Here is a 12,696-nt window from a genome sequence, read left to right as displayed (position 1 = left end):
TGCGTCGAGTGCGGCTGCATTCTCTCGCAAGGTACAAGCGGCTGGAGGAGACCACCTTCACCTGGCCGGTGGTTCGGGACGGCGTGATGACGTTGAACCGGCGCAGTCCGAGGCGCAGTTTGCCGGTCTCGACTGGCGCAAAGTGAAGGTGTGAACAGGCGTGAAATTTTGGGTCTGAGGCGTATTTGGTTCAGCTGAATCCTTGAAACGCTACATTTCGGCAATCTTCGGGGGAGGTTGCGGATGGCATCTGGAACGGAGCTACGGGCGTTCCTGCCCGGAGGGTTGAAGGCGGAACGGGTCGAGCTGGTTGACGGCAGGGTACTGATCCATGCGCGTCCGGTCGGCAGAGCCGCCGCCTGCCCAAGATGCGGCGAGATGTCTCGGCGCGTTCATAGCCACTACCGGCGTCGTCTTACGGATCTGCCGGCGCATGGGCGGCAAGTCAGTATTGTTCTGTATGCTCGGCGCTTTCGGTGCCGGTCGGTCTCATGCCGGGCACCGATCTTAGCGGAGCGGCTCACGCCTGCGATTGTCAGCCTTACGGACGGCGGACGGGGCGTCTGCAAGACTTGGCCCGTCATCTCGGTGTCGCCCTCGGTGGGCGGCCAGCTCAGGCCCTGGCTTCACGACTGCTCCTGCCAGTCACCAAAGACACCTTCCTGCGCAGCGTCCGCACCGCGATGAGACCGCCAGCCAGTGCGCCACGAGTGATCGGCATCAGCTCAGCGCCCCCGCCGAGCGCGCCGATGCGATGGACGCCGGAACCGAGATCACCTGCGCACAATGGCAGTCATCCCCGGTTGGCATTGGCGGACGATGTTTTTCTCCCGCGCGGTGGCAACTTTTGCCAGCCTGCCGGACGAGACGATCTATACACTCTGCTCCTGGGGAAATACTTTCTGTCTTGTCAGTCCGAAGCTTTTATTCCGTCAGGTGGGAAGTATTTTCTTGCGTTATCGGATATTACTGTCCCCGCTCTGATCAGCGGCTTGCACAACATCGGCTCCGAACAATACGGGAATACCTACCGAAACAAATTTTTCGCTGTCCTAAGGTCGACTTCCCGGTCAGTAGTCGGTATGTTTCATTGGACTTATTGGCCTTGGCGGACCAAAAGGTTGTCCGGAGAACCGCATTGAATCAGCCAACCTCTCTTACCTTCCGCGGGGCGAATTGCGATTTTCTGCTGGGCGATTTGGTCGGTTCGAGGCGTTGCAACGCCGTTCGGCGTTCGCAAGGTATCTGGCCAAAGAGAAAAGCTTTGAGAGCGGGATTGGATACACCTCAGAATGCGCACAAGCAGACTGAAGGCGCTCCTTGAACAGGAAAACTGTTTTTCATAATGCCAGTTGCAAGGAAAGGGCGGCCGAAGGTGCTACCCGCCGGCTTTTGCGCAGCGCCGCTTTAGCATCTCTATTGCTCCAGCCCGGACCACGGATCCTTCGAGCCCCGACAGTTCCACAGGCTGCTCGCCATCCTTTCAAGATCGGCGCGCCTGCCGGGCATCAAGAGCTTGCCACAGTTCACCCTAGAACATCCGCTGCGGAGCACATTCCGGGATCAGGCGCCCCGGTTCATCCGCATGCCGGTCGAAACCTTGGAGCAGGTCAGGCGGCCTCGTAGCGGGAGAAGACCTCTGTGCTGCCGTCTCTGCGGATCAGGAAGACATCATAAGCCTCGCGGGCATCTTCTGGGCCCATGCCGGGGGAGCCGTAGGGCATTGCCGGCACAGCAAGGCCGATCGCGTCAGGGCGCTCGGCCAGCAGCCTGCGGATGTCCGCCGGAGGCACGTGCCCTTCGACCATATAGCCCGCGATCTTGCCCGTGTGGCAGGAGATCATGTCCGCCGGAATGCCGCTCTCGAGCTTGTGCGTCATCAGAAGCGTGCCGAAGCTGGGCTCGGTCGTGACAGCGATACCGTCTCTCCGGAGGATGTCAATCCAGGCCGTGCAGCAGCCGCAATTCGGATCCTTGAAGACATGGATCGACGGCAGGTCCTGCGCAAGAACTGCAAAAGGGGAGGTGGCGGTGAAGCCTGCTGCGCAAGCAATCAGGGCGCGTCGGGTCAGGGTCATCGGTGGTCTCCTGTCAGATCGTGGCAGATGGTCCGGTGCGGTTCTGGTCGGGCAGGCTGCGTCTCCCCTGCAGGACGGCTGGAAGAAAGGCAGCCGCAGGGCGTTCAGGCGAGACGCGCGGTGGCTCCGCTCTCTGCCAGAATCGCGGGTCAGAGCGTGGTAATGCCGAATACTGGTGTCGCAAGAAAAACACCCCTCAGCCGATGCGCAAGGGCAATGTTCTGTCGGATGTTCGCCATCCTCGCCCGCGAGGAGCGGATCCTGCCAGCCCCGTCCCTGACGGGATCACGCAGGATCGCCGCATCGACCGTCTCCTGCGCCACATCGGTGCCCGGGCCCAGTGCGGGGCAAGGGCGGGCGTGCCGCTCATGGGCCATCAGCCGACGGATGTGCAGGCTGCCCCTGAGAGCGCAGGCGGCCTGATCCAGAGGGCGTGACGCCGCGCGGCAGCCCCGGCTGTGGCTCGTCTTGCTGGGCGACAACGTGCATATGCGCGCACAGGATGAGGACGACCGTTTCCCCCGAGCTTCAAGCGCTTGACGACAGATGGGGCAGATTTTCCGGTAGGCGACGACATGATTTCCTGCAAAGAACCGCTACTTCTTCGCTTTGTTCAGCACCGACACCCTGCAGTCACCAAGGAGATGACCATCCGGTTTCCTGTCCTCATTGCCCTCATCCTCGCCCTGTCGGCGGTGGGGCTGACCTACGAGATCGCGGCGGGCCGTGTGCTCGCCCCGTTTTTCGGCACCTCCCTGCTGACCTGGACCACCGTGATCGCGACGGTGCTGGGCGGCTTTTCCCTTGGCAGCGCGCTTGGCGGGATCGTGGCGGAGCGGCCTCGCGCCGTCGCCTTGCGCAATGTCCGCAGTGCGCTTGTCGCGACGGCGGTGCTTATGGCGGTGTCGCCCACGCTGCTCGGCCTGCTCCATTCCTGGGGGGTTCGCGGCACCGACGGGATGATGCTCAGCGTGATCCTCGTCTTCTTCCCGGCTTCGGTCTGTGTCACGCTGCCATCGCCCCTGCTCGCCAAACTTGCGATCGAGGCGCGTCCGGGCCGGGAGGGATCCTCGCTGGGCTTCGTGCTGGCCGCTGGTTCGGTCGGGGCGATCTTCGGGGCCATCCTTGCCGGGTTCGTCACGCTGCCATGGATCGGGTCCACGGCGACGTTTGCGGCCTGCGGGGTGGCTGTGCTGCTATGCCTGCCATTCGTGCGCGGCGGCCAGACGGGTACACCCGGAACGACCATCGCGGCTGCGGTCTTTGTCGTCTTTGCGGGCCTCGCCGGAACCCCGGCCTGCCAGTACGAATCGGGCCTGTCCTGCCTGCACGTCGACCGGCAGGGTCCGGAGGTGCGCCTTGTCTCGGACGGAACCATGCAGGCCGCCGAAAGCACCGCGCCCGGAGAGGCCAGCGATGATGGCACGGTCGGGCTGGCCCTCAGCTACACCGAATGGTTCTGGGCGCGGATGGATCGCGACCTTGGGCCCGACCCTTCGGTGCTGTTCGTCGGTGGGGGCGGCTACACGCTGCCAACGAAGCTGCTCGCGTCGCGCCCCGCAGCAGAGGCGGTGGCGGTCGAGATTGATCCGCTGGTGACGAAGGTGGTGCGTGCGCATATGCCGCGCGCGGCGGAGATGATCGCGCGGACCGGCTTTGACGCGGCCGAGGGAGACGGAGCAGGCCGGCGTCTTGGCATCTTTCACGCCGACGGGCGGGTCTATCTGAACGAAACCGAGCAGCGCTTTGATGCCGCCGTGATGGATGCATTCTCCTCCGGCTCGGTCCCGGCGCATCTGGTCACGCGCGAGGCCTTCGCGCGCCTGCGGGAGATTGTCGAAGGTCCGGTCTACGTGAACCTTCTGGACAGGCCCGACGGCCCGCTTGCCCGGGGTGTCCATGCGATCCTGCGCGAGCTTTATCCGCATGTGGAGGTTGTTCACGGCGCCCGGACCTCGACCGGTCGCACCAATGTCCTGTTTGCGGCGTCGCGCCTCCCGCTTGCCCCGCTGGACAGTTTGCCTGACAGATACAGCCCCGCGCGGATCTCGGATGCCCGGGCCTTTACCGATGACCGCGGATGGGTCGGCCACCGGTGACGCCACAACTTCGGAAGGCGTGAAAAGGCCCACAGGGCCGACACACGCTGTCATCGGCCTTTCCATGGGTCAGGCCGCCTGTCCCTGCGGCGTGGCGATCCAGCGGGCAAGATGCGCGGCATACTCCTGCGCGGCGGCCTCTGTCTCTGCGGGTGACAGCTTGTCGGCACGGTAAAGGACAAAGGGATCAGCCCAGACCAGCCCGCAGCGATGCGCCGTGGCGCGCAGCGGCGCCAGCAGGTCGGCAACCGGCATGAGGTTGCGCCCGCCGTGACGATAGGCGTCGGGCGTGTTGCCTGCCGTGGCCGCGATCATCAGTGGCATGCCTTCCACGCGGCGCCCTTCGGTCTCGTAACTCAGGTAGAACATGCGCGTCAGCACGGCATCCTGCCAAGCCTTCAGAAGCGGCGGGGTCGAATACCATTGCACCGGGAATTGCAGCACGATCCGGCGGGCCGACAGCAGCCGCGCGGCCTCGGCCTCGCCATCGCGGAAAAGATCAAGCCCGTTCGGGGCGCTGGCTGTCATGTCCACCACCTCCACATCGGGCAAGGCGGCAGCGGCGCGGGCCATCGCGGCATTGGCCTTGGACCGGGACAGGTCGGGATGGAACAGCAGGATCAGGGTCTTTGTCATCGTCATCTCCGGTGTTGGACTGACGCGACGATGCGGGCTTCCAAGAAATTACTCCAATCGATAAAAAATCTGATCTATTATCACTCTTATGAATTTGCGTTCGCTTGACCTGAACCTGCTGGTGATCCTTGATGCGCTGCTGGACGAGGCGCATGTCAGCCGGGCCGCCGATCGACTGGGCCTGTCGCAGCCCGCCGCGTCTGCCGCGCTGCAACGCTGCCGCCATCTGTTTCACGATGAACTGCTGGAGCGCGGGCGCGGCACCATGCGGCTGACGGCCAAGGCGGAATCCCTGCGCGCTCCGCTGAAATCGCTGCTGGCAGGCGTGACCGATCTGGTCGAACCGCCGGAGCTGCCGCTGGCCGGGATCCGCCAGACCCTGCGGATCGCCATGGCGGATTACCCGGCGCTGTTCGTGACGGGCCCGCTGCAGCGGGCGCTGGCCGACACCGCCCCCGGCCTTGATCTGGTGATCCAGCCCTGGCACGGCGCCCGGGCCGCAAAGGCCGCGCTGATGGACGGCAGCACCGACATTGCCATTTCGGTCTTTGCCGATGACGACGCAGACATCCAGCGGGATGAAGTGCTGGCCGAGCGGTATGTCCTTGCGCTGCGCCCCGGACATCCGGCGATTCCGGACTTCGGTCTCGACCAATGGCTGGCCTGGCCGCATATCCTTGTTTCGGGCCGGGGCGAGGCGCGCAGCCCGCTGGATGCCGAACTGGCCCGCCTTGGCCGGACGCGCCGCGTGGGGCTGGTGGTGCCGAGCTTTGGCATGGTGCCCGACTTGCTGCGCGGCTCGGACATGATCGCCATGCTGCCCTCGCGGGTGGTGGCCACGGCCCGCGACCTTGTCACCTTGCCCACCCCCATTCCGGTCACCGGCTTTACCCTCCACCTTGCGTGGCATCAGCGCCGCGCAAAGGACCGGGCCCTGCGGCATGTCGCGGATCTGCTGGCGGCGGCGCTAAGATAACGCGGCGCGGGCCCGGATCGGACAGGTTCCCACGCAGCCGTCGCATTCTGGATAGTGGCGTGCCAAGCGAACACGTAAACTGCGCCATGATCCGCATTCCGAAAGGCGGTCTGCACCGGGCAGGCGATACAGCCGCCTGCCTGCGCCAGCCCCGCGATGGACAGGGGCGGCTGGTGGCCAGCCCCGCCCGATCTGAATGCTGCACAGAAGGCCGAGGTCAATGAAACCGGACTTTCCCTTTTATGCCGGTCTGCCGGTTCACCTGAACGGGCGGCACTGGCTGATGCTGATGGCCGCGCTTGTGCTGGCCTTTGGCGTTCTGGCCCTGCTGCCACTGCAGGGCTTTCCGCAGAGCCTGATCCCGGCGCTTCTGTTCGTGATCCTCCCGCTCTTGGCGCTGCGCAGGGTCGCCGGGCCTCACTGGACTGTGCTTTTTGGACCTGTCGGCCTGTGGCAGCTGGGCCAGATGGTCGCCTTCGCCGCGCTGGCGCTGGTCGGGTCGCTGGCCATGGGGCTGATCCTGTCGCAGTTTGTCACCTTCAGCCATAATCCCGTGGCCGTTTCTTTGGGCAGCATGACCGCCCCCGAGCTTGTCGCACGGCTTATCCCGACCCTCCCGCAACTGGTCGGAGAGGAACTGCTGGGGATCCTGCCCTTCCTTGCCGTGCTGTGGGTCTGCGTCTCGCGGATGCATCTGTCGCGGCGGGTCGGGATCATGCTTGCGCTTGTCATCTCCTCCCTCCTCTTCGGGGCGGCGCATCTGCCGACCTATGACTGGAACTGGGCGCAGGCGCTGATCGGGATCGGCACTGCGCGTGTCTTGCTGACGCTGGCCTACATCGTCACCCGCAATCTGTGGGTTTCGGCGGGGGCGCATGTCCTGAATGACTGGACCGGTTTCCTGTTTGCCTTTGCCGTGGGCCACGCGCCCATCGGCACCACTGCGTGAGCAAACGCCATGGCCGTTGTCTCGCAGCAGTGCCATCCGCCTGAACACGCGGGTCCGGCGCCGGGGCGGTTGATAGTGCTGCGGGCCCAGCCCCGGCCCCGTCAGCCGCCGACAGTCATCGGCCCGGTCAGAAGCGACAGCGCAAGGATGGCAAGAAAGCTGACCCCGCCCAGCGAGATCGCCAGCATCGCCTGACCGATGGCTTTGGCACGGCTGGTGTTGCGATGGACCATGAACCCGCGCGTCAGCGCCACGGCATACCAGCAGAGCCCCAGCCCGAACACCGTCAGCGCGAGCCCCGACCAGCCCGCCGAAACGCTGCCCAGCATGATGGCCAGATCCAGCGTCACCACAAAAGGCACCGTGACATAACATTGCGCATAGAACATCGGTCGCAGCGTCTTGCGGCTGAGATCCTGACCGGACAGCCGCACATGCTGGATGCCCAGAAGCAGCGGGAACAGGCTGAAGGCGACCGCCCGCAGGACCAGCAGATTGCGCTGGTCCGCCAGCACGCCTTCGAAAATCGCCTCTTTGTGGATGAAGCCGCTCTGGATCATGTGGGCGATCATCAGCGTCAGGAACAGGAAGATCGGCGGGCTTAGCGCGTCAGCGAATTGATCCTCGGGCGGGCGGTTCAGCTCCTGCTCGGCATAGGCGATCATCGACATTGGCCGGAGGACGCAGCGCAACAGGGTCAACGGGTAAAAAACCAGCCAGGACACCACCTCGTAAAGCAGCAGTTCCGCCGAGCGGAGGAGGTTCATGAAATCCATGGCGCGCCTGTATCCGGGATGGATGATCCTAACCCGACGCCGCAAGTGACGCCATGGTGCGGTCGGATTCGGTGAAGGATCGCATCCGCGCCACCGTCTGAGTATGACAGCAGTTGCATTTTTTGCAGCCGGACATTGGCGCCACGACACCGGAACGCGGGCTGCTTGCCCGCGGCTCCCGCCGCGCAGGCGGGCAGCTGTCACCTGCTGGCCCCGGGTCCGGCGGGAGGAGGGGCGGGGGGCAATGCAATTGGTAAAAAATTTCTGACAAAATATCCGGCTGATGCGGCGCTGCCCGCTATTGGCCGGGGCATTTGTCCTGTAGCGGGGCAGGGCGCCTGCCCTTGGCGGACCGGACCGGCGGGCTGGTCCGACCTGCTTTCCCGGCGCCCCGCCTTGACACTCCTCCGCGCTTCGCCCCCAAATGGCCGGATGCAACCAGAACGACTGTGATGTTGGAAAATAAAGAAAAAAGCGTTTCGAAAGTCCTTGAGGCCGCCCGTCGCAAGCTGCTTGATACCGGAACCCGCAACCGGCTGGTTCATGTGAACCGCGCCAATTCCCGGGCGAACTGCCTGACCCTCATCAACGAGCGCGCTGACGAGGTTTTTGCGATTCTGCGCGGCAGCAGCAGGCGCATGCGCTTCAAGGCCATGGGCAAGGACCGGACCGGCGAGGGCGAGGGCGAAGACATGGCGCTGGCCCTGCCTGAACCCGATCTGCCGCCCGAATCTGACCGGCTGACCGACGGCTTTCTGGAAACGCCGCTGGGGCCGGAGGCGCTGGCCCGCCGTCTGCTGCGGCTGGCCTCGGATGCGCGCACGGCGGAGGAAGAGCAGGGGCTCAACATCCTTTACCTTGCCATGGGGTTCCTGCGCTGGCGCGAAAGCCCGTCCTCGGAGGTCGTGCGCGAATCGCCGCTGGTGCTGATGCCGGTGCAGCTGCTTCGCAACGACCGCACCTCCACCTTCGACATTGCCGGGCGCGAGGATGACATCTCGACCAACCTGCCGCTCTTGGAACGGCTGAGGCAGGATTTCGGCATCCTGCTGCCCGAGATCGACGAGACCGAAGGCTGGACGCCGTCGCTGTATCTGGCGCAGGTGCAGGAGGCGGTGGCGGCGCAGCCCGGCTGGTCCGTGGATGCCGACGGCATGCAGATCGGCTTTTTCTCTTTCGCCAAGCTGCTGATGCATCGCGATCTGGACCCCGCCACATGGCCCGCCGACGCTTTCGCCAAGAACGGCCTGCTGCGCGGGCTGCTGGCTGACGGGTTCGAGGAGGACAGGCCGGTCTTTGGCGCTGAGGACCGGCTGGACGACCTGCTTGATCCGGCGGAGATCATTCAGGTCATCGATGCCGACGCCTCCCAGACCAAGGTGATCGAAGAGGTGCGGCGCGGCGCCAGCCTTGTGGTGCAGGGCCCGCCCGGCACCGGCAAGTCGCAGACCATCACCAACCTGATCGCGGCGGCAGCCCATGACGGCAAGTCGGTGCTGTTCGTGGCCGAGAAGATGGCCGCACTCTCGGTGGTGCATGACCGGCTGGTGCGCGTGGGGCTGCGCGACATCTGTCTGGAACTGCATTCGCGCACCGCGAATAAAAAGGCGCTGGCGCAGGAACTGGGCCGGACGCTGATGGCCAGCACCGACAAGCTGCCGGACGCGGCGGATCCCGCCCGCCTGCGCGCCACCCGGGACCAGCTGAACCGCATCACCGCGCTGCTGCACGAGCCGCTGCCGCCCACCGGCGACACGCCGTTTCAGGCAATTTCCGAGATCGTGGGCTGCATCGGCAAGGGCGCGCCGCCGCCCGTCATCCCGCTTGCCGGGCTGGGGCAGCTGGACCGGACCGCCCGCCGCCGCGCGCAGGAGGCCATCGCGGGCTTTGTCGTGGCGCTGGACCGGGTGGGGGCGCCGGAGCAGCACCCGTTCCGGGGCACCGCCGCCTTTGATCTGCAGCCCACCGACCTGTCGCGGCTGGAGATGGACCTGCGCGCCGCGCTGGCAGAGATCGACGCGCTGCGGCCCGAGGCGGCGCGGATCGCGCAGGCGCTGGACCTGCCGGAGCCGCAGAGCCTGACCGGCCTGCTGGCGCTGGTGGCGGGGCTGCGGGCACTGGCCGCACAGCCGGAGGGCGCAGGAGAGTGGAGCGCGGTGCTGTTTGACGCCGCCGACCAGCCGCGCCTGCACGAGGCGCTGGCAGCGGGGGCGGACTGGGCTGCGGCCCATGCTGCGGCGGAAAAACGCTTTGCCGCCCCGGCATGGACGGCGGAGGTGGCGCCGCTGCGCATGGCGCTGGCGCGTGGACAGGCCTCGCTGCTGTCGCGGATCTTTGGCGGCTATCGCCGGGCCTCGACGGATCTGGCGGGGCTGCTGTCGGGGCCACTGCCCAAACCGCCCGCCGAGCGGCTGGCGCTGGTCGATGAACTGGCGGAGGTGCAGACCCGTCGCCGCCGCCTTGCCGAAGAAGAAAGCTGGCTGCAGGCCACGCTGGCGGGCGCATGGCGCGGCGAGCGCACGCCCTTTGCCGAAGCGCAGGCCGTGGCGCGCTGGCTGGCCGATCTGCGCCGCGCGGGCACCTTCAGCACTGCGGCGCAGCTTCTGGCGGCGCTGGACGCGCTGCCCGACCCGCAGGCCGAGGCTGACGCGCTGGACAGCCGCATCGCCGCCTGCCGCGAGCGGATCGCCGCCCCGGTGGCACGGCTGCGGCTGGATCTGGCGCAGGCGGGGCTGGGGCGCGAGCTTGACGCGGCAGCGCTGGGCGATGTGCACGCGACCTTCGCGCAGATGGCTGCCGCACCCTCGCGCTATGGCGACTGGGGCGGGCTGGCGCAGGCCATCCGCCGCGTCGTCGCCGCCGAGGCGGGGGATGTGGTCGATGCGGTGTCCTCCGGTCAGGTGGAGCCGTCGCGCGCCGCGCAGGAATTCATCTATGCCTGCGCCGAGGCGCGCTGGACCGCCGCCCGCGCCGCGCGTCCCGATCTGAACAGCCTGCCGCAGCTGGACCGGCACGATCTGGTCAGCCTGTTCCGCGATCAGGAAAAGGACCGTATCGAAACCGCCAAGACGCTGATCCTGTCGCGCCATTTCGACCAGATGCCGCGCGGCACCGTGGGCGAGATGGGCATCATCCGGGGCGAGGTGGGCCGCAAGAAGGGCCACAAGTCGGTCCGCTGGCTGATGCGCAAGGCAGGCGGCATGGTGCAGCGCATCAAGCCGGTGATGCTGATGAGCCCGCTGTCGGTGGCGCAGTTCCTGCCGCCGGGCAGCGTGACCTTCGACCTGCTGGTGATCGACGAAGCCTCGCAGATCCGCCCCGAGGATGCGCTGGGGGTGATCGCCCGCGCGCGGCAGATCGTGGTGGTGGGCGACCAGAAACAGCTGCCGCCCACATCGTTCTTCGACCGGCTGGTGGATGACGCCGAAGACAGCGAGGAAGAGGACGAGGATCTGCCGGTGGGCGCCACCGCCGCCGATATGGAAAGCATCCTGTCGCTCTGCGAGGCGCGGGGCCTGCGCCAGCGCATGCTGGAATGGCATTACCGGTCCCGCGATCCCTCGCTGATCCGGGTGTCCAACGCCGAATTCTACAATGACTCGCTGGTGCTGCCACCCTCGCCGCTGCAGCTTGATCCGGATTACGGGCTCAAGTTCCGCCGCGTCTCCGGGGTCTATGCGCGGGGCGGCAGCGGCCTCGGGCGGCAGGGCACCAACCGCATCGAGGCGGAGGAGGTGGTGCGCGCCATGGCCGACCATGCGCGGCGCTGGCCCGACCTGTCGCTGGGCGTGGTGGCCTTTTCCAAGACTCAGGCCGACATGCTGACCGAGGTGCTGGAACTGCAGCGCCGCGCCGATCCGGTGCTGGATGCCTTCCTGCGCGAGGGCAAATCCGAGGATGTCTTCGTCAAGAACATCGAAAACGTGCAGGGGGACGAACGCGACGTGATCCTGATTTCGGTGGGCTATGGTCCGCAGGAACCGGACGGGCGGCTCGCCTCCATGTCTTTTGGTCCGGTCAATGGCGAAGGCGGGGAACGGCGGCTCAACGTGCTGTTCTCGCGCGCGCGGGTGCGCTGCGAGGTCTTTGCCTCCTTCGATCCGGGCGACATCGACCCCACCCGCGTCCGGCGCGACGGGCCGCGCGTGCTCAAGCGCTTCCTTGATTACGCCAAGACCGGGATCATGGATGTCCGCACCCCTACCGGGCTGGAGCCTGACAGCCCCTTCGAGGAGGATGTGGCCAGCGTCATCCGGGATCTGGGCTTTGTCGCGGATGCGCAGGTCGGCAGCGCGGGCTTCCGCATCGACATCGGCGTGCGGCACAAGGACCGGCCCGGCCAGTATCTGGTGGCGGTGGAATGCGACGGCGCGACCTATCACAGCGCCCTCTGGGCGCGGGAACGCGACCGGCTGCGGCAGGACATCCTTGAAAACCTCGGCTGGCGCTTTCACCGGATCTGGAGCACCGACTGGTTCCACCACCGCACGCGCGAGATCGCGCGGCTGAAGGCGGCGCTGCTGGCCGCCCATGCGGCGATGGAACAGGGCATCCGCGTGCAGGGCGCCAATCAGGTGGCGATGCCGCAGCTTCCCGACCTGCCCGCCGAGGTGGCGCCCGCAGCCGGTCCCGCGGCGGAACCGGGCCCGAAGATGCCCGCCTATGTCCGCGCCGATCTGGTGGTGCGCGCCGGGGTGGACCCGCACGAGGCGCCGGTGACCCATCTTGCCGATCTGGTGGTGCAGATCGTGTCGCTGGAAGGTCCGGTGCACCGGGACGAGATCGCCCGCCGCATCTCGGCCGCCTTCGGGCGGGCGCGGGTCGGATCCCGGATCAGCGAGGCGACGGGCCATGCCATCGGGGTCGCCCTGCGGCAGGAGCCTCAGCTGCTGCGCGACGGCGATTTCCTGATGACCGAGGCGCAGGCGGGCGATCCGCCGGTGCGCGACCGCTCCGAGGAAACCGGCAGCCTGCTGAAGGCCGCCTATCTGCCGCCGGTCGAAATCGCGGCGGCGGCGCGGCTCGTCCGGCAGGACAGCGGCGATGTCTCCGAAGACGAGATGATCCGCGCGGTGGCCCGGCTTCTGGGCTTCCAGCGGGTGGGCAGCGACCTGTCGGCGGTGATCTCCGCCGCGCTGTCCGGCTGATCGTGCTGTGGCGCGCCCCTGCTTTCGGGCGGGGG

Annotated in this window: 8 protein-coding genes; 5 read left to right on the top strand and 3 right to left on the bottom strand. The window is 66.7% G+C overall.

The features are described 5' to 3' along the window. Nucleotides 1-243: 243 nt before the first annotated feature. A complete protein-coding gene (locus VK682_RS18775; protein WP_324782336.1) occupies nucleotides 244-687 on the top strand; it encodes a transposase family protein in 444 nt (147 codons plus the stop codon). A 923-nt stretch (nucleotides 688-1,610) separates the two neighbouring features. Here the strand turns inward: VK682_RS18775 and VK682_RS18770 are convergent. Beyond that, nucleotides 1,611-2,078, bottom strand: coding sequence for a DUF411 domain-containing protein (locus VK682_RS18770; RefSeq protein WP_324782337.1), 468 nt, complete (start codon nucleotides 2,076-2,078; stop codon nucleotides 1,611-1,613). Between the two features lie 644 nt (nucleotides 2,079-2,722). Here VK682_RS18770 and VK682_RS18760 point away from each other — a divergent pair. Further along, the gene (locus VK682_RS18760) at nucleotides 2,723-4,177 is read left to right on the top strand and encodes a fused MFS/spermidine synthase (RefSeq protein WP_324782335.1); all 1,455 of its coding nucleotides are present in this window, start codon (nucleotides 2,723-2,725) and stop codon (nucleotides 4,175-4,177) included. 69 nt (nucleotides 4,178-4,246) lie between these two features. Here VK682_RS18760 and VK682_RS18755 read toward each other — a convergent pair whose 3' ends face one another. Then, the gene (locus VK682_RS18755) at nucleotides 4,247-4,813 is read right to left on the bottom strand and encodes an NAD(P)H-dependent oxidoreductase (RefSeq protein ID WP_324782334.1); all 567 of its coding nucleotides are present in this window, start codon (nucleotides 4,811-4,813) and stop codon (nucleotides 4,247-4,249) included. 88 nt (nucleotides 4,814-4,901) lie between these two features. Between VK682_RS18755 and VK682_RS18750 the strand changes: the two genes are divergently transcribed. Both VK682_RS18750 and VK682_RS18745 read left to right on the top strand, forming a co-directional pair. After that, entirely contained in the window at nucleotides 4,902-5,789 is an 888-nt protein-coding gene (locus VK682_RS18750) for a LysR family transcriptional regulator (RefSeq protein ID WP_230797308.1), read from the top strand. A 220-nt stretch (nucleotides 5,790-6,009) separates the two neighbouring features. Continuing rightward, the gene (locus tag VK682_RS18745; protein WP_324782333.1) at nucleotides 6,010-6,738 is read left to right on the top strand and encodes a CPBP family intramembrane glutamic endopeptidase; all 729 of its coding nucleotides are present in this window, start codon (nucleotides 6,010-6,012) and stop codon (nucleotides 6,736-6,738) included. 101 nt (nucleotides 6,739-6,839) lie between these two features. On the opposite strand, the gene VK682_RS18740 is transcribed toward VK682_RS18745, so the two are convergent. Then, nucleotides 6,840-7,505: an MFS transporter permease gene (locus VK682_RS18740; protein ID WP_230797303.1), complete on the bottom strand. Its 666-nt coding sequence runs from the start codon at nucleotides 7,503-7,505 to the stop codon at nucleotides 6,840-6,842. A 461-nt stretch (nucleotides 7,506-7,966) separates the two neighbouring features. Between VK682_RS18740 and VK682_RS18735 the strand changes: the two genes are divergently transcribed. Next, nucleotides 7,967-12,661 carry a DUF3320 domain-containing protein gene (locus VK682_RS18735; protein WP_230797302.1) on the top strand — a complete coding sequence of 1,565 codons (4,695 nt, stop codon included), beginning with the start codon at nucleotides 7,967-7,969 and terminating at the stop codon, nucleotides 12,659-12,661. Nucleotides 12,662-12,696: the final 35 nt, after the last annotated feature.

It is taken from the genome of Salipiger marinus, from assembly GCF_035481585.1.
In the GTDB taxonomy this organism is placed as follows: domain Bacteria; phylum Pseudomonadota; class Alphaproteobacteria; order Rhodobacterales; family Rhodobacteraceae; genus Salipiger; species Salipiger marinus.
Note: the sequence above shows the minus strand (reverse complement) of the source record. Positions and strands in the feature narration are given on the sequence as shown.